Source organism: Ochrobactrum sp. PL_is483 (genome assembly GCF_055816855.1).
This window is the reverse complement of the sequence record NZ_JBVPGS010000040.1, coordinates 358,482-372,801: the sequence shown is the minus strand read 5'-3', so window position 1 is coordinate 372,801 and position 14,320 is coordinate 358,482. Positions and strand designations below refer to the sequence as shown.

The window sequence follows — 14,320 nt, the reverse complement described above, 5'->3', positions numbered from 1 at the left end:
CCGTTCGATCAATTGGCATTACGCCTCAGAACGAACCGTGCGCGCATAGCACTGATCGAGCTGCCAACTCCATTACAGGATATCCACATGAACAAAACAACGTTCTTCGCGTATGCGAGGCGCGCGCCTTTTGGCGGGCGTTTGAGCCAGGCGCAAGTCGACGGCACGTCGGCAATTCTGGCTGAAGCTGAACGTCGAGGCCTGCCAGACGAGCAGACGGCTTATGTGCTCGCAACGGCATTCCACGAGACCGGCGGCAAGATGCAGCCGATCGAAGAAAACCTTAATTACACGACAGATGCGCAAATAAAGAAGACATGGCCGTCGCGCTTTTCCACTGTGCAGAGCGCCCAGCCTTATGTCCGCAACCCGCAAGCTCTGGCGAACAAGGTCTATGGCGGTCGCATGGGCAACACCCGACCGAACGACGGCTGGTTATACCGCGGTCGCGCCTTGGCCCAGATCACCGGCAAAGACAACTATAAGAAGTACGGCCTTGGCGATCACCCCGACGCCGCGCTGGAGATGGCCACGGCTATCCGCATCCTGTTCGACGGGATGATCAACGGAAAGTTCACTGGCAAGAGGCTGGCTGACTTTTTCGGCGGCGGCAAGGAAGACCCAGAAGGCGCCCGCGCTATCGTCAACGGCAGCGATAAGGCCGGCCTGATTGCGGGGTATTACCGCAACTTCCTCGACAGCCTCGTGGCAGCTCGAGAAATGAAACCTGCCAAGGCGGAAGACGCCAAGCCTGACGACGTGCCGTTGCTGCAGGACAAGACCGTGCAGACGATCGTTGCCGGCACGGGCGGCACGCTTGTTACCGGCCTTATCGGCGCGGTGTCGAACCCATGGGCGTTCGCGACAGTCGCGCTTCTACTGGTCGCAGCAGAAGCGGGCTTCTGGCTCTGGAAGAGCGGCAGGCTGGAACTGAAGAGGATGGTGGCGTGAGCCTCACAAGGATTGCCATTGAATATGACACCGACGCGGGAACGGCCACAGTGCGGATCGATAACGGCTCGCAGCAGTGGGACAACGCCAAACTCACAGTCTGCGATGCTACCGAGACACGCGACGGCTACCTGCTGCCGCTCACAGGGCAGCAGCGCATGCTTATTTTGACAGGAGTGCCGACATGACCTGGCTCTTATTCCTGCGCTCCAAACTCACAGGCTGGGCCGTGGCAATCGCTGCGGCCCTTGCGATTCTGGCGGGCGCTTACCTCAAGGGTAGGGCGGACAACGCCACAAGCGCAACCGCCGACCGGCTGAAAGTCACCAATAAAGCAAGGAAGATCGAAGATGAAACCAGCAAGCTTGGCGGCGGTGATGTTGACGCTGCTCTGTCTCGGTGGATGCGTGACCGCCGGTAGCTACTGCGACGTGGCGCGGCCTGTCCGCCCGAGTGTTGAGGATAGCCTGACCGAAGGTACGAAGCGCCAGATCCTCGTAGAGAACACCAAACTGGAAAAACTGTGCGGGGTGCGGCCGTGAGGGCGGGAATGTGGCTGGCCTGCCTGTGGCTGGGCGTGGCAGCAAGGGGGATTATTGGATGACCGGCGCTGAAATCATGGCCGTTGTCGGCTTTATCGTGATGCTGATGGGCTTTCTGTTCGGCCTATGGAAGTACGTGGAAAGCCAGATCGCGAAAGCCGAGGCCCGCAATGCGGCGAAAGCCGAAGCTGCAACGGCTCTTGCCTCACTCACGAGGCAGGAGCTTTCCGACTACAAGCTGCGCGCGGCAGAGACGTTCGCCACGAAGGCAGGTATGCAGGAACAGACGTCCCAGATCATGCGGGCCATCGAAAGCGTGGCGCACCGCATCGATGGGCTTACCGAGCGGATTGATAATCTGATGCAGCCTAAAACAAGGAATAGGACGTAACCGACTATTGCCCTTGAGTTGCGGTAGGCTGCGGCTGCGAGGCCTCCGTGGGCGCTGGCTGCTGAGGGGTGGTGGCTGGCTCCTCAGCCAGAACCTCGTTGGTCTTCGCCTTGATCTCTACTGCCGTCTGCTGACTGATCAAGCCTTGCGACGCTGCGAAGCCTACAACGACAGCAATGATTGCGCCGACGAGGGCGGCTTTAAGCTTCGGCGACATGGGCGAATCTCCTACCTAAATGAATCACGCCCTGCCCAGATGCTTAACTTACTATACGGACTTGCAGCGTTTCAATGATTTATGCGGATGACGGCAGGGAGGCGTGCATGCCAGCCGGAGTTCTTATTTATGCAAGCGTGTAGAACCAGATCACCGGCGCCACGATCAGGATTGCCAGGCCGCTCCAGAAGGCGCGCCAGCCCGCGCTCTTCGTACCCAAGAATGCCGTTATGACTATAGCCGCCGCTATCATCACGGTAATCGGCCAGTAGATTGACATATAGACGAGGGCGGCAACCCACCAAGAAATTGAAATCATACGCGCTTGTAGCTGGTGGGCGGGGCGTCGGCAATATCTCGCGGTGGGGAGGACGACGACGCCGGGGAGGGGTTAAAGGAATTCCTTATGTATCGAAGTAATGTAATTGAAAGCACGATTATGTTCCGATACGTCTTTTCGAGCAATCGACTTTCCAATAGACACCGTTGTACCTAAAGCTATTGCTGATGTCGGTGGTTGGCCAGCAGCTAGTGCACCACCAAAAGCTAGGGCTCCGGCAATAAGATTCTCTATTGGGGCGGAGAGGTTTATCTCCCAATCGGAAAGTCTAAATGGAAACTTTGTTTCCTTAGCCACGCGAATGGCATCTGAACTTGCACTTTCCACCGAGCGCAGGGCAGATTGCAAGGCCGCGTCTGAATCCCTTGCGTTCGCGATATTTTGGTATAGTTCATCAATCTCAATTCTGAGCCTGCGAAGTTCGTCTAACCGTTTCGATTTAAATTCGAGCACGTCGTGAAGAGGAACCTCCTTGTCGGGTACTGGAATCGAATTGAAAATTCTAACGAGAGTTCCTCGGCCATAGGTGAACTGTTCATCTAGCAAGTTTAGCGAACCTTGACCTTGCGACATCGCCCATTGGCCCGGTTCTTTTGATTCTAAATCGTTAAAAGCGTTGATGTTGGTTTGAAGCAATAAGCGCCCCCCGGTTCCGAAAACCGAGTATTCTGGTCGCTGCAATATATGGCATGATTCTAGAAATTGCTCGTCGCGCCCACTTGCAATAAAGATTGCTTTGCTGGTGGGCCAAACGAGACGATCCCAAAACAGTAACTGGGATCGCAGTAAATCTGGGTCCAATCCGGAAGATATCTCCATTGAACTGCCTCTAATATTTATTGGCGGGCTTACGACCAACCCCAAGCCATTCTTCGGAAGTATACCGTAAAATTTATCATTTTCTTTTCTGTGCTTCGATTCGCCCACGTTAGTCCTCCGCCAGTGCAAGGTTATTTTTAGTAATTGCAACCGCATCTCAACCAAAAAATTGGTTACCGCTCATCGCTGCCCTCCCGCGGGCGCTTCTTACAATTCACTCGTAATCGAAAGAATAAACCTACTCATTAACACCACATTTATCGAGACATTCCATCCTTCCTTCTGCGCCGCTCACCACGGTTACCAGGACGGCGCCGGTCATTTCGTATCTTCTAACTGAAATTCCCGCCTGACCAGATCGGCAATATTCTCACGCCAGTTGGGATCAGTTGCTTGTATCCGGCGCACCAATTCCGCTTCCAACCGAATGGAAATACTGAGCTTTTCAACAGGATTCTTCGGGCGCCCACGGCGCTCACGCCTCCGGTCTTCGTTCATTGATTACCCCTCTTCCATATCCTCAAAACGGAAGCTGGGAGATGAACCTTGCCTGAAGGTTACGCGGTGTCTTTCTTATTCCCGCTTGACATCTCATCTCGAGACTCATTCTCTTTCTACTATCGGACGACCAATCCGCGCCGCGAGTCGGCTACCAAACCAAACACGAGGAGACTGTATGTCCCATGACAGACAGGGCGCGGGTGCGCGCCTTTCACACGAAGAACTCCTGCGGCGCGCGGAGGCTTACCGCGATCACGGCACGCTGATTAAGGCTGCCGCTGCGCTAGGCATAAAGAAGTCGGCATTCCATGAGAGCATCAAGCGGGCCGCTGAAATTGGGCTGTTGGGCACGAGTCCTGTCTTGCCGGGCTTTCGTATCGCCAAGGTTAGCAATACGCCGAACGGCGACTTCATCCAGCAGCGTCCTGACCTTGGCGATCAATTCAATGTTCCGGATGGGCATTCGGTCAAGGGCGTTTCCGCTCTTGTCGATGCGCAAGGCCGGCTTATGCAGCAGTGGGTTAAAACCCGCGAGGAGCCGTTGGCGGTGGATATCGCCGAAACCCTCAAGGCCGCATTCGAAGGCTGGCAGCCAGCAGCAAAGCCGCAGCCCGCGCCGACCGTTGCAAACACTGACCTCCTTACGCTAACGCCGTTAGCTGATTTGCATCTCGGCCTTTTTTCTTGGGGCAAAGAGACCGGTATTAACTGGGATCTAGAAATTGGCGAGAAAGTCATTGGTGAGGCAATCGAGGATCTTGTAGCCAGAACGCCGCCGAGCGGAGAGGCCATCGTGCTTGGCGGGGGCGATCTGCTTCACAGCGATAATAATGAGAATAAGACGGCCCGCTCTGGCAACGTTCTTCAGGTTGACGGACGCTATCAGAAAGTCCTCATGGCCGCGTGCCGTCTAATCGTGAAAGCGGTCGATGCCAACCTTCGCCGACATTCGCGCGTTACTGTCCGAATCCTGCCCGGCAATCATGACGAGCACGCCTCTGTGGCCGTCGCATATTTCCTGCTGGCCTGGTATCGCAACGAACATCGCGTCACGGTCGATGTTGATCCTTCGCTGTTCTTCTGGTTCCGCTTCGGTGCCGTCCTTCTCGGTGCAACTCATGGCCATACGGTCAAGTTAAAGGACATGGCCAGCATTATGGCGCATCGTCGAGCCGAAGACTGGGGCGCGACAAAGCACCGATATATTCACGGCTTCCACATTCACCATTCGAGCAAGTTCGCCACGGAAGGAAACGGGGTGATTTCAGAATCGCACCAGACCCCGACGCCGCAAGATGCATGGCATTTCGGCTCTGGCTTCCTATCGGGGCGCTCAATGCAGGCAATCAGTTATCACCGGCTGTTCGGTGAGATTAGCCGCGTCCGTGTCGCAATGATGGATGGCGCGCAGACGAAGTATCAGCCCGCGAATGATAATGTGGCGAGCGAGAGGAGGGTGGCTTGATTATCCTTGTTTCCGCCCTCACGGTTATCGGTGGGCTGGTTGTTCTGGTATTTTTCGCCGGGTTCGTGAAGGAGCTCTATCGCGCCATTCGCAACAGTCATCGCGTTGCGACAGTGGCTGTGCGTACATCGCAACGGCGAAGACGGCCTAACTGGCGTGAGTGGTGGTTTGCGTTCAAGAACGACATTTTCAGCGGATACACTGAGCTCCAAATCGGATGGATCGGAATCCCACATGATCCTTCCGCCCGTTTGCGCAATCGCCTTCCGCGATACTAACCCCCGCGCCGCCTACCAAGCGGCGCTTTCACCACAAACACGAGGAGAGAACATGCTTGAAGAAGCAGAAGACCGCGCCGCACGAGCGGCTGTTGAAGGATGGCCAGTAGGCGCAAACACGAAAGTCGTCCTACGGGCGGGTGAGCTTTACATGTGCGACATTCCTGTGCCGCCCCCGGTGCCAGTTGCCCCACAACCGGCACGCAAGCCTCTCGTCATCATCGAAAGCCCTTATAGTGGCGACGTTGCGCGCAACACCAATTATGCTCGCGCTTGCCTTCAGGACAGCTTGCGCCGGGGCGAAGCGCCGATTGCGAGTCATCTACTGCACACGCAAGTGCTGGATGATATGCGGCCAGATGAACGTGAACTCGGCATCGAGGCCGGCCTTGCATGGTATCGCGTGGCGGAGAAATGCGTTGTCTATGAAGACTTCGGTATGAGTCGAGGCATGGCGGAAGGAACGGCGCGAGCGTGCAGCCATGGCGTGCCGGTAGAATTTCGGCGGTTAGGGGCTTGGAGGGATGCGGCGTGACGATTCCAGAAGACATCATGGCGACCGCCAGAACAGTAGCAGATAGCGAAGTGAACTTCGGATCGTTCGAGGTTAACGTCTTGGCTATCGCCCGCGCCATCCTCGCAGAGCGTCAGCGTTGCGCGGATGTGGCTGGCACTTACGGCTCGATCGTTGGTTATCCTGACGGTAAAACGGGTGCTTTTCGTAAACATCGACACCTTATAAAGGCCGCCATCCTTGCAGGAGAAAAATCATGAGTAACCTTGAAACAGCAATTGCGGTAGCGGCAGCGGCGCATATGGACCAGAAGAGCGACAACGGCGATCCGTACATTCTTCATCCGCTGCGCGTCATGATGGCTCAGGAGACGCGCGAAACGCAGATCCTCGCTGTTATGCACGACATGATTGAGCACACGAACACGTCGCTGAACGATATCTATTCGTTTGGCTTTGACGACGACATCGTACTCGCTCTGAACGCGATCACCCGTCGCGATGACGAAGACTACTTCGTGTTTGTTAAAAGGGCCTGCTCTAACCCTATCGCGCGGCCGGTCAAAATCGCAGACCTGCGCGATAATCTGCGCACATATGGCGACGATGAGGAACATCGGGTGCGCTATACAAAAGCCCTCGAAATGATCGGGGAGGCGCCATGACCAACTTCCACGTAGGCCAGAAGGTCGTCTGCATCGATAGCTCCGTCGGGTTCGAGCAGTTCCTGGAGATCAAGGAAGGCGAGATTTACGAAATCGCCTGGATTGGCCCGTTCGAACACTACACGCAGGGCAACTTCCTCGGCGTTCGCCTGAAAGGCGTTGATCGCGGCATCTGTCCGCAGTTCGGTTACGACAACCCGCCGTTTGCGGCGCGTCGGTTTCGTCCACTTGTTCGCGATAAGCTATCGGCGCTGCGCGGTCTGCTTGCGGGCGGGCCGGTGACTGAGAAGTTCGAAGAGCCGAAGCGGGAGGTGAGGGAGGAAGTCTAATGGTTCCAGACGCACGAATTGACCGCGAGATTGCTCGAGGCGAACTGGGTTCCAGCAAGCAATCCATGCCAAAACCGATTCACTTAACCGACTTGGGGCTACGCGCAGCCGCAGCGCCTGTCACCTCCGACGGCGGCAGCACAAGCTACTACGAGCTACCTCCTCACGCGACCGAGCTAAACGACCTGATCGAGCACAAAGGCATGTCATTCGCGCTCGGCAATATCTTCAAGGCGTGCTATCGGTTCGGAGAGAAAGACGCGGCCAGTCGAATGTATGACCTTAACAAGATCATATACTTCGCGCAGAGGCTTAAAGCGTTGGAAACGAGAAGAAAAAGTAGCCAGTAACGCGCATCCTAAGGGTGCTTATCTACGAAAAGAACGTTTTCGCGATGAGCCCCCGCATGACCGCCTAAGTATATTGGAAAGCTTTGTCCAATCTTCCGAGGGGGATAACATCTGTTTGTGCGCGTCTTCAATATCGCGCTGCGTAGCAACAGCATGTTTCACCACGCTAAAGTTAGTGTTCGGAATGGTAAGGCCGAGATTCTCTTCATGGTTATTCATTTTAATCTCTCTTTCGTGTTGGCTCCCTTGCCGAGCAATAAAAAAGGTCGGGCAATAGCCCGACCCCAAAAGTCAACTTCTTCCAATTGTGCCAGTACATCCGTGGTCACTAGAAAGAAGAAACTTCATTCAAGCCGCCTGCAAATTACAAACGGACATTTTTCCAGACTTGCGATCCTGTTCAAGATCATAAGTCAGTTTCTGGCCTTCACTGAGCGTATGCATACCTGCTCGCTCAACAGCGGAGATGTGAACAAACGCATCCAAACCGCCGTTTTCAGGCTGAATGAAACCAAAGCCTTTTGCTGCATTAAACCATTTAACTGTGCCAGTGTTCATTGGAACCCCTTTCAAAGTAATATTGATAGACGCGTTTAAAAAACGCAGAGACGAAACGATTTTTAAAAGGGATTTTTCGTTCATCGCACGGCGCTAATCGTGCAGCAAGCAAAGCTCAGCAAGAAAATATCGATGCCGTCTTTTAGCGATGTTAAGTGATTTTGTCAAATTATTAATTCGATATGGTTAAGTTGAATGAAAAAATACTTACCCAATTTAATGTTTCCGTTGTTTTTACAGGGAAATAATGATTTCGAATTTAGATCAAGGGGTTTGCCCTTCAAACATTAGATGTCAATTTGACTGCGGAATTTAGTTTCGGATCTAGAAAAGTCCCGGGACGAAGAGCGCGCGGGGAATAGGGTGGCGCCCTTCTCAGCCTGCTCTAGCCGTGCAAGTAGCTCTGAAAACTGATCCTGGTTCTCAGTTGAAAAGGCCTTTATCAAGCGCGCTTTTAAAGATTGGGCTATTGCCTCTGCAGACTGGTGAGATCCTGGTATTCCGCGAGATGCTCGCCGTGCATTATTACGATGGTTTTTGGGTTCTGTCATAGCCTAGGCCTTTTTGGGTTTCGGCTTAACAGGAAAGTGGCGGTTTTGTTCCACGCGAATGGTTATTGGGGCAAATGCTTCAAATTTACGCCCGACAAATCTACCGACCTGACGGGCCGCGCTTGGCAGACGGAGTGCTCGTGCTTGCCTCGCGCTGTCGTTCAGAGCGTCTCGGATAGCCTGAACGATCTTAGTGCCACTGGCAGGGTCGGATTGTAAGCCCGGCTGCCTTGGCTGCTTTGACAAACGATTTTCTGGCGGTATTCGGCAGCCCTTCCAAATCAGCGAGACAAGCCTGCAGTGCTTCCTCGTATTCCTTGCCGTGGGCATCTTCTGGCCAGTCATTCAAAAGACAGCGCGCGGCTGTCGATGTATCTGGCACAACCCGATACTTCCCGATTCCATAAAGCTCGACGTCGACTGGTTTTCCCCAAGCCATCTTCCCCTCCCAAATAAAGGCACCCTGCCAAGGGACGAGCTAGGCAGGGCTGCGCCAAATTTCGTTAATAGGCGAATTTATGGCGCTCGGCAGTGTCATTGCCTCGTATGAAACGGCGCCTGTGAGATTTTGTTCCGCGTCATGCAAGCGGATCATATTCTGCAGGAGCCAAAGACGTGGTCGGCATATTTCCATTGTCGTTTGAAGCTGGAAGTTTGCCACGGCGTGCCAGATATCTCTGGTGTGCTAAACGGGCGGACAACTCGCAAATGTACGATTGGTCTCTTAACCCGCTCTCATATAGCATGATGATTCTCGACGCTAATTCAGAGGGGGAATAGTTTTTGTCGCTCTCTTCGAGAATGATTGCTGCGTTACTGAAGCAGCTGCGCATGAAATTCACTTCGATGGGATTATATATGCGGCTCGCTTCGTTAAAAAAAGGCATTTTGGTCTCCCTTTAGCTTACGCTAGTAGAAACCCCCACAACTAGTAGGTAACCTTGGGCGCAATTAGCCGTTAATACAAATCACAAAGTCCCCGCCGGCCAAATCTATGGCCGACGAGGTGGCGCCTGCCGAAGCGAGCCACGCCGATACAGGCGCCGCGTTACATACCAATCCTCTGCCGGATTGTTCCAAAAAAAACCGCTGGAATTGAATAAGCAGGCGAGTGCCAGTTATCGGGCACGAATTTGACATGCAAATGTTACTACGATCTGGGTTTAGCTCCTAGAACAAACTCGCCTGCTCTTCCTGATTGTCATTGCTTGGTGTGAGGTCAATCAGATCGGCATCGGGCAAGGGCTTTTGCATATCCTTGGCTTCGTTCCATGGAGCGCGTAGCCATGTGTCGATTTCTTCCGTGGTGCGGAGAAGGACCGGCATTGCTTTTGGGTGGATCGGCTTCACCACGGCATTCGGCTCAGTGGTCAAGAATGCGAAGATATCGACCTCCACCGGCCCCTCCTTTTTCTTCCGTACGCCTTTCCAGCTTGTCCAGATACCAGCGAACGCAAAGAGCGGCTTTTCCTCGTTCAGAGCGAACCAGTGCAGCGGCTTGCGCTTGGTCTTCGGGTCCGGTTCCTGTCCATACTCGGAGAAGGAGGTTGCAGGAACGACGCACCGGCTTTCAACACCTTGCCAGCGCCTCCAGTGGGGTGAGGTCAGATTGCGGATATTCGTTACCCCGCTATCCGCTTCGCCCCTCACATACATTGGCGGTGTCGGCATGCCCCAGCGAAGCATTGCCAATTCTGGCTCATCGCCCTTGATGTTTCGCAGAACAGGCGCGGGATAGTCTGGAAAGATATCCAGCTGCGGATCGACGCGGTTCGTCATATCTCCGAACTTAGGAAACAGTCGGCGCATGGCCTCATGTGTCGTTGTGATGTTGTACAGATTGCACATGCGCTCCTCCTCGCAAGCTCCTCATTCGTCTGCACGAACCTGAGCGTGCGAGATTAATCCGAAGATAAATGTTCCTCCAACAACATTTCCCAATAATGTCGGAAGCCCAAAATTAAAGAGGCTATCAAACGGAGAAACTTCACCAATTGTAAGAAGAAAGAGCACCTCTATTGAACCAACTACGATATGGGTTAAATCGCCGATTGCGATGAGGTAGGTGATGAGAAATATGAGCGCAATATGACCTTGTTTTGTACTGTGGAGCATCCAGACCAACGTTGCGATAAGCCAGCCGGACATTATGCCTTTGCTAAACAACTCATTACTGGTGTTGGCCATGAGGTGTTTTCCCATATCGACAAAGGTCTTCGTCACCTCGTCTGAAAAAATAGGCATCGCGGCCATAACATAAGCCGCTATCGCACCCCCAACGAGATTGCCAAACAGTACGATTCCCCAGAGCCTGATCATCTTCAGAAAGTGAGACAACGTTGGTTCAACCATGAACGGCAAAACCGGAGTAATGGTATTCTCCGTGAAGAGCTGCTGATTGGCGATGATTACGATGATGAAACCAACCGTATATCCGGCAGAACTGACCAGGAAAAACAGGTCGCCGTCCGGAAGATAAGTCTCCAGAATACCGCGGGCGATCATCGACGTGCTCATGGAGATACCGCCCGCGATGGCCGACCAAAGCAGCGCCATTGCTTCGCGATTTATTTCTTTGTCCCCATCGCGCCGGATCAGCTCGTGAATTGCCGCTGATTTCGACGGGAGAACTTCCTTTAGTCCATCCGCGGTCGGTTCGGTCTCTTCTGGATTGGACATGGCGATCCCCTCACTGATTTATCTCGCTAGTTAGAGCGTCGCGGTTGTTTGTCGAGCGAGGGAACTTGACCCCCGGAGGTTCGTTTCATCTCTCGTAAACAGGAGAAATGAATGCGAAAGTCCGTATTGCTTTTTATTCTGGCTGTGGCCGTGGTGCTCGGCCTAATTCTTGCAACGCCTTATTATTACGGGGTCGCCCCTGAGAATAGCGGAGAACAAGAAGCGCCTATGGCGCAATAATGCGTTGTCGAGTTGGCGGCGCGCTCATTTCCGCCGTCCAGACAGGGCATCCTCGCCTTCCTGCTTATGAGCCCGGCAGAACCAAAGCTGGCCATATGTCGTCTTGTAGCCGAACGAACCCCATTCCTGGCAGCCGTTCGAATCACAAAGGTGCACAAATAGACTTCCGGCTTTGGCTACATGGGCGTTGTCGCTTTTGTATCCGCTCATTTATCTCCTCGGCATCTTCGTAATTCCAAACTGCGCATCGCCCTTGGCTGTGCATGCCTTGCATCGCATACGACTGTGCAAATCAAAGAAGTAAGTATGCGTCCCGAACTTTCTTAGAAGGATCATCCGGTCCACCGATCCGATATGTCCGCAGCGACAGCAATAACCATATAGTTCGTACCACTGGAGAAGATCCATAATCCGGGTCGATGCTGGCATTTCTTGCAGAAAGGTAGGCCGCATTCTCATCGATCAAAATACGTTGCCCACGGCTTGGATTTCTTGTCCGTCGGGTCGTAAGGCAATCCGCCATAAAGCCGAATGAACTCTTGCTGGCCTTCCTGCGTCGCGAATTTCACGATCGAGAAATGATACCCTTCATAATATTGGTAGCCATGCAGGTGATAGGCTCCGAGCCGGTGCTCATCCGCGATAACTTCCAAAAGCCGTTGGCGTAATTCGTCTGTCAGATACAAAACGACCTGAAACGGAAAATGCTTATTGATGAGCGTTTTTGGCGGTTCGCCACGTGATCTGCCGCTCATTTCACAAACACCGTCGGTTTCCAGCCACGTGCAAAGCCCATCGACATAGCCAGACTGGCGTATTCGATTTCTTTGACGAGAAAATCCCGATCTTTCAGAAGCGCCTCGATCGCAGCCCGCACGTCGCCCTTGTGGTAGGCGAGAACCAGTTCGATTTCATCGTTGTATTCATTTTCCTGCGCAATCGCACTCATTGTTCTGCTCCATTGAAGCAGACACACACGCCACCAAGCATGTCTGTGAGGTTGTCGGGCCGCCTCCCGATGTTCTTAAAATGTTCTCATCTACAACGAGAGTCAATCGCGGACTCACGGCTGTGGAAACTTGTGGGATTGCCTGTGGATTTTCTGTGTGCATTCGCTGGGTTTATCGAACCAGAACCCTTTCCCATTTCCCATCGCCAAACGGCTTGCCGCCGTGCCTACGCATAAATGCGCTCATGCACCTTTCAGTAGGAAAACTGAAAACGCAGAAACCAACTCCAGACTTGCGGGCCATGCGATGAGGCAGGCGAGCGCCGAGCCGATCAGCATCGCGATGCACCTCGCGACGCGCGAACTTCAATGCGTAAGATTCTGGAAGGGCGACCTGGAAAGTTTTCATCACGCTGCCCTTTTAAAGAGCTCGACCGGCTGACCATGGGTGACAGCGAGACGCGATAGCTCTACTTCGCGAATGAGGAAGTCGCGGTCTTTCAAAAGCGCTTCAATGGCCGCGTGCGCGTCTCCGCCGTGATAAGCGAGAACTTCCTCGATCTCGGCGTCATAGCTTTGGACAAGAGCGTTCATAGGTTTCTCCTGCTTTTTTGATGTTCTTATTTTGTTCTCATTTTTGATTGCAGTCAAGAGGTGTTGATTCTGCATCGCTAGCTTGTCCGCTCATGTGCCGTTGTATATTATGTGCCAAAATTATCAGGAGTTCATTTTTGGCCAAGATTAAGAAGCGGTCATGGAAGAATGCCAGCGGGCAGCACGAGGCTTGGCAGCTCGATTTTACGGATCGACTTGGCAAACGGCACCGTGAGCAGTTCACAAAGAAGCGCGAAGCAGAAGCAAGGCTGGCTGAACTCATCGCCACGACAGGTTCAGCCACTTACAAAGAAGATGCGAAGAAAACTACTGTCGCAGACGTTTGCGACGATTTCTATAAAGCCATGGATCTGCGCCACAAACGTGGTGAGAAGGTCGTTCAGTCATATCTTCGAACGACGAAGCAGCATTTCGACAATTGGATCAACCCCACCGACGAAAGCAGCATCAGCTTCGAAAACGGCATTGGCGAGAAAACGCTGGCAGAACTAACGACAGCTGATGTCATCAAGTTTCGTGACGACATGCGCAATGCAGGAGCGGGGATTGTCACCACGCGCCGCGTTCTAGGCACGTTAAGCCGCACCCTCAAGCACGGTATTGAAACGAACAAGGTCGGCGTAAACGTTGCGAAGGGTGTCCGCGTCATTGGAAAGCGGGACGAAGGATCGGAGCGAGTAACGCCGCCGTCCAAGATGGCTTTAGCGGCAATCCTCAATCTTGCTCAGTCGCCTATCGACCTGCGCATCCGATTTGCCGCTGCCACCGGCCTGCGTGCTTCGGAACAGTGGGCGCTGCGATGGGCGCACATAGATCTGGAAAATGGTCACGTCAGTGTCGAGACGCGCGTTGATGCCTATGGCGAGTTTGACACGACAAAGTCGGGGGCGGGCCGCCGAACCGTTCCAATCGGAAAGGCGATGATTGATCAGCTGAAGGCGTGGAAAGCGTCGTCCAAGCATAACGGATTTGACGACTTCGTATTCACCGACAGCAGGGGCGGCTTCATTAGGCATACGAATTTTATGAAACGGGATTGGAGGCCCCTTATCGCAAAGACGAACGCCCCGGATATCGGATGGCACGCGTTGAGGCATTATGCGATTTCGACGTGGATCGAAGCCGGACTTTCCCCCAAGGCCGTGCAGACATTGGCGGGCCACGCCAGTTACGCAATAACCATGAATCGATACGGCCATCTGTTCCCATCCGACGATCATAAGGCAGCATTCGACAGGATTGCCGAAACGCTCGCCTCATGATAGATTGGCACACAAATGGCACATGAAACTTATAACATATTGAAAATAAACATTTTATTCACTGACTTTTAATCAGTAGGTCCAGGGTTCGAATCCCTGCGCGCT

General features: G+C 53.4%; 24 protein-coding genes. 12 read left to right on the top strand and 12 right to left on the bottom strand.

Annotation, left to right across the window (positions count from 1 at the left end):
• The first annotated feature begins 87 nt into the window (after nt 1-87).
• The 4 genes from AC0TNJ_RS19940 (at nt 88) to AC0TNJ_RS19925 (ending at nt 1,884) form a co-directional block, all read left to right on the top strand.
• The gene (locus AC0TNJ_RS19940) at nt 88-951 is read left to right on the top strand and encodes a chitinase (RefSeq protein ID WP_473772166.1); all 864 of its coding nucleotides are present in this window, start codon (nt 88-90) and stop codon (nt 949-951) included.
• Nucleotides 948-1,139: a hypothetical protein gene (locus AC0TNJ_RS19935; RefSeq protein ID WP_473772165.1), complete on the top strand. Its 192-nt coding sequence runs from the start codon at nt 948-950 to the stop codon at nt 1,137-1,139. The genes AC0TNJ_RS19940 and AC0TNJ_RS19935 overlap by 4 nt, the downstream gene beginning before the upstream one ends.
• Nucleotides 1,136-1,372: a hypothetical protein gene (locus tag AC0TNJ_RS19930; protein ID WP_473772164.1), complete on the top strand. Its 237-nt coding sequence runs from the start codon at nt 1,136-1,138 to the stop codon at nt 1,370-1,372. Before AC0TNJ_RS19935 ends, AC0TNJ_RS19930 begins: the two co-directional genes overlap by 4 nt.
• 179 nt (nt 1,373-1,551) lie before the next feature.
• Nucleotides 1,552-1,884, top strand: coding sequence for a hypothetical protein (locus AC0TNJ_RS19925; RefSeq protein WP_122003697.1), 333 nt, complete (start codon nt 1,552-1,554; stop codon nt 1,882-1,884).
• Nucleotides 1,885-1,888: 4 nt separating this feature from the next.
• On the opposite strand, the gene AC0TNJ_RS19920 is transcribed toward AC0TNJ_RS19925, so the two are convergent.
• From AC0TNJ_RS19920 to AC0TNJ_RS19905, 4 genes are all read right to left on the bottom strand, one after another.
• Nucleotides 1,889-2,101, bottom strand: a complete 213-nt coding sequence (locus tag AC0TNJ_RS19920; RefSeq protein ID WP_473772163.1) for a hypothetical protein — start codon at nt 2,099-2,101, stop codon at nt 1,889-1,891.
• Nucleotides 2,102-2,228: 127 nt separating this feature from the next.
• Nucleotides 2,229-2,420, bottom strand: a complete 192-nt coding sequence (locus AC0TNJ_RS19915; protein WP_473772162.1) for a hypothetical protein — start codon at nt 2,418-2,420, stop codon at nt 2,229-2,231.
• Between the two features lie 72 nt (nt 2,421-2,492).
• Nucleotides 2,493-3,368 (bottom strand): DUF6236 family protein, encoded by an 876-nt coding sequence (locus tag AC0TNJ_RS19910; RefSeq protein ID WP_473772161.1) that lies wholly within the window; start codon nt 3,366-3,368, stop codon nt 2,493-2,495.
• A 210-nt stretch (nt 3,369-3,578) separates the two neighbouring features.
• Nucleotides 3,579-3,758, bottom strand: coding sequence for a hypothetical protein (locus AC0TNJ_RS19905; protein WP_473772160.1), 180 nt, complete (start codon nt 3,756-3,758; stop codon nt 3,579-3,581).
• A gap of 178 nt (nt 3,759-3,936) precedes the next feature.
• Between AC0TNJ_RS19905 and AC0TNJ_RS19900 the strand changes: the two genes are divergently transcribed.
• From AC0TNJ_RS19900 to AC0TNJ_RS19875, 6 genes are all read left to right on the top strand, one after another.
• Nucleotides 3,937-5,226, top strand: coding sequence for a hypothetical protein (locus tag AC0TNJ_RS19900; RefSeq protein ID WP_473772159.1), 1,290 nt, complete (start codon nt 3,937-3,939; stop codon nt 5,224-5,226).
• Nucleotides 5,227-5,556: 330 nt separating this feature from the next.
• A complete protein-coding gene (locus AC0TNJ_RS19895; protein WP_473772158.1) occupies nt 5,557-6,039 on the top strand; it encodes a DUF7768 domain-containing protein in 483 nt (160 codons plus the stop codon).
• Nucleotides 6,036-6,278 (top strand): hypothetical protein, encoded by a 243-nt coding sequence (locus AC0TNJ_RS19890; RefSeq protein ID WP_473772157.1) that lies wholly within the window; start codon nt 6,036-6,038, stop codon nt 6,276-6,278. Before AC0TNJ_RS19895 ends, AC0TNJ_RS19890 begins: the two co-directional genes overlap by 4 nt.
• On the top strand, nt 6,275-6,682 hold the full coding sequence (locus tag AC0TNJ_RS19885; RefSeq protein WP_166942101.1) for a nucleotidyltransferase family protein: 408 nt from the start codon (nt 6,275-6,277) through the stop codon (nt 6,680-6,682). Before AC0TNJ_RS19890 ends, AC0TNJ_RS19885 begins: the two co-directional genes overlap by 4 nt.
• The gene (locus tag AC0TNJ_RS19880; RefSeq protein WP_473772156.1) at nt 6,679-7,011 is read left to right on the top strand and encodes a hypothetical protein; all 333 of its coding nucleotides are present in this window, start codon (nt 6,679-6,681) and stop codon (nt 7,009-7,011) included. Before AC0TNJ_RS19885 ends, AC0TNJ_RS19880 begins: the two co-directional genes overlap by 4 nt.
• A complete protein-coding gene (locus AC0TNJ_RS19875; RefSeq protein ID WP_473772155.1) occupies nt 7,011-7,361 on the top strand; it encodes a hypothetical protein in 351 nt (116 codons plus the stop codon). The genes AC0TNJ_RS19880 and AC0TNJ_RS19875 overlap by 1 nt, the downstream gene beginning before the upstream one ends.
• A 348-nt stretch (nt 7,362-7,709) precedes the next feature.
• On the opposite strand, the gene AC0TNJ_RS19870 is transcribed toward AC0TNJ_RS19875, so the two are convergent.
• From AC0TNJ_RS19870 to AC0TNJ_RS19850, 5 genes are all read right to left on the bottom strand, one after another.
• Nucleotides 7,710-7,919 (bottom strand): cold-shock protein, encoded by a 210-nt coding sequence (locus AC0TNJ_RS19870; protein ID WP_100652643.1) that lies wholly within the window; start codon nt 7,917-7,919, stop codon nt 7,710-7,712.
• Nucleotides 7,920-8,660: 741 nt separating this feature from the next.
• The gene (locus AC0TNJ_RS19865; protein ID WP_473772154.1) at nt 8,661-8,909 is read right to left on the bottom strand and encodes a DUF982 domain-containing protein; all 249 of its coding nucleotides are present in this window, start codon (nt 8,907-8,909) and stop codon (nt 8,661-8,663) included.
• Nucleotides 8,910-9,048: 139 nt separating this feature from the next.
• Entirely contained in the window at nt 9,049-9,357 is a 309-nt protein-coding gene (locus AC0TNJ_RS19860) for a hypothetical protein (protein ID WP_473772153.1), read from the bottom strand.
• A gap of 283 nt (nt 9,358-9,640) precedes the next feature.
• Nucleotides 9,641-10,318 (bottom strand): SOS response-associated peptidase, encoded by a 678-nt coding sequence (locus tag AC0TNJ_RS19855; protein WP_473772152.1) that lies wholly within the window; start codon nt 10,316-10,318, stop codon nt 9,641-9,643.
• A 21-nt stretch (nt 10,319-10,339) separates the two neighbouring features.
• Nucleotides 10,340-11,149, bottom strand: coding sequence for a formate/nitrite transporter family protein (locus tag AC0TNJ_RS19850; protein WP_473772151.1), 810 nt, complete (start codon nt 11,147-11,149; stop codon nt 10,340-10,342).
• A gap of 111 nt (nt 11,150-11,260) precedes the next feature.
• On the opposite strand from AC0TNJ_RS19850, the gene AC0TNJ_RS19845 reads away from it, so the two are divergent.
• A complete protein-coding gene (locus AC0TNJ_RS19845) occupies nt 11,261-11,389 on the top strand; it encodes a hypothetical protein (protein ID WP_473772150.1) in 129 nt (42 codons plus the stop codon).
• A gap of 455 nt (nt 11,390-11,844) precedes the next feature.
• On the opposite strand, the gene AC0TNJ_RS19840 is transcribed toward AC0TNJ_RS19845, so the two are convergent.
• From AC0TNJ_RS19840 to AC0TNJ_RS19830, 3 genes are all read right to left on the bottom strand, one after another.
• Nucleotides 11,845-12,144, bottom strand: a complete 300-nt coding sequence (locus tag AC0TNJ_RS19840) for a hypothetical protein (RefSeq protein ID WP_122003569.1) — start codon at nt 12,142-12,144, stop codon at nt 11,845-11,847.
• On the bottom strand, nt 12,141-12,338 hold the full coding sequence (locus tag AC0TNJ_RS19835; protein WP_122003570.1) for a CUE domain-containing protein: 198 nt from the start codon (nt 12,336-12,338) through the stop codon (nt 12,141-12,143). Before AC0TNJ_RS19835 ends, AC0TNJ_RS19840 begins: the two co-directional genes overlap by 4 nt.
• A 408-nt stretch (nt 12,339-12,746) precedes the next feature.
• Entirely contained in the window at nt 12,747-12,932 is a 186-nt protein-coding gene (locus AC0TNJ_RS19830) for a hypothetical protein (protein WP_122003591.1), read from the bottom strand.
• A 137-nt stretch (nt 12,933-13,069) separates the two neighbouring features.
• Between AC0TNJ_RS19830 and AC0TNJ_RS19825 the strand changes: the two genes are divergently transcribed.
• A complete protein-coding gene (locus AC0TNJ_RS19825; RefSeq protein ID WP_473772149.1) occupies nt 13,070-14,215 on the top strand; it encodes a tyrosine-type recombinase/integrase in 1,146 nt (381 codons plus the stop codon).
• Nucleotides 14,216-14,320: the final 105 nt, after the last annotated feature.

What these genes read in the sequence shown, in the direction of transcription:
- AC0TNJ_RS19920 (WP_473772163.1), bottom strand. Translation starts at nt 2,101, where the DNA reads ATGTCGCCGAAGCTTAAAGCCGCCCTCGTCGGCGCAATCATTGCTGTC.
- AC0TNJ_RS19855 (WP_473772152.1), bottom strand. Translation starts at nt 10,318, where the DNA reads ATGTGCAATCTGTACAACATCACAACGACACATGAGGCCATGCGCCGA.
- AC0TNJ_RS19885 (WP_166942101.1), top strand. Translation starts at nt 6,275, where the DNA reads ATGAGTAACCTTGAAACAGCAATTGCGGTAGCGGCAGCGGCGCATATG.
- AC0TNJ_RS19930 (WP_473772164.1), top strand. Translation starts at nt 1,136, where the DNA reads ATGACCTGGCTCTTATTCCTGCGCTCCAAACTCACAGGCTGGGCCGTG.
- AC0TNJ_RS19925 (WP_122003697.1), top strand. Translation starts at nt 1,552, where the DNA reads ATGACCGGCGCTGAAATCATGGCCGTTGTCGGCTTTATCGTGATGCTG.
- AC0TNJ_RS19940 (WP_473772166.1), top strand. Translation starts at nt 88, where the DNA reads ATGAACAAAACAACGTTCTTCGCGTATGCGAGGCGCGCGCCTTTTGGC.
- AC0TNJ_RS19895 (WP_473772158.1), top strand. Translation starts at nt 5,557, where the DNA reads ATGCTTGAAGAAGCAGAAGACCGCGCCGCACGAGCGGCTGTTGAAGGA.
- AC0TNJ_RS19900 (WP_473772159.1), top strand. Translation starts at nt 3,937, where the DNA reads ATGTCCCATGACAGACAGGGCGCGGGTGCGCGCCTTTCACACGAAGAA.
- AC0TNJ_RS19875 (WP_473772155.1), top strand. Translation starts at nt 7,011, where the DNA reads ATGGTTCCAGACGCACGAATTGACCGCGAGATTGCTCGAGGCGAACTG.
- AC0TNJ_RS19870 (WP_100652643.1), bottom strand. Translation starts at nt 7,919, where the DNA reads ATGAACACTGGCACAGTTAAATGGTTTAATGCAGCAAAAGGCTTTGGT.
- AC0TNJ_RS19840 (WP_122003569.1), bottom strand. Translation starts at nt 12,144, where the DNA reads ATGAGCGGCAGATCACGTGGCGAACCGCCAAAAACGCTCATCAATAAG.
- AC0TNJ_RS19835 (WP_122003570.1), bottom strand. Translation starts at nt 12,338, where the DNA reads ATGAGTGCGATTGCGCAGGAAAATGAATACAACGATGAAATCGAACTG.
- AC0TNJ_RS19865 (WP_473772154.1), bottom strand. Translation starts at nt 8,909, where the DNA reads ATGGCTTGGGGAAAACCAGTCGACGTCGAGCTTTATGGAATCGGGAAG.
- AC0TNJ_RS19880 (WP_473772156.1), top strand. Translation starts at nt 6,679, where the DNA reads ATGACCAACTTCCACGTAGGCCAGAAGGTCGTCTGCATCGATAGCTCC.
- AC0TNJ_RS19915 (WP_473772162.1), bottom strand. Translation starts at nt 2,420, where the DNA reads ATGATTTCAATTTCTTGGTGGGTTGCCGCCCTCGTCTATATGTCAATC.
- AC0TNJ_RS19845 (WP_473772150.1), top strand. Translation starts at nt 11,261, where the DNA reads ATGCGAAAGTCCGTATTGCTTTTTATTCTGGCTGTGGCCGTGGTGCTC.
- AC0TNJ_RS19830 (WP_122003591.1), bottom strand. Translation starts at nt 12,932, where the DNA reads ATGAACGCTCTTGTCCAAAGCTATGACGCCGAGATCGAGGAAGTTCTC.
- AC0TNJ_RS19850 (WP_473772151.1), bottom strand. Translation starts at nt 11,149, where the DNA reads ATGTCCAATCCAGAAGAGACCGAACCGACCGCGGATGGACTAAAGGAA.
- AC0TNJ_RS19860 (WP_473772153.1), bottom strand. Translation starts at nt 9,357, where the DNA reads ATGCCTTTTTTTAACGAAGCGAGCCGCATATATAATCCCATCGAAGTG.
- AC0TNJ_RS19905 (WP_473772160.1), bottom strand. Translation starts at nt 3,758, where the DNA reads ATGAACGAAGACCGGAGGCGTGAGCGCCGTGGGCGCCCGAAGAATCCT.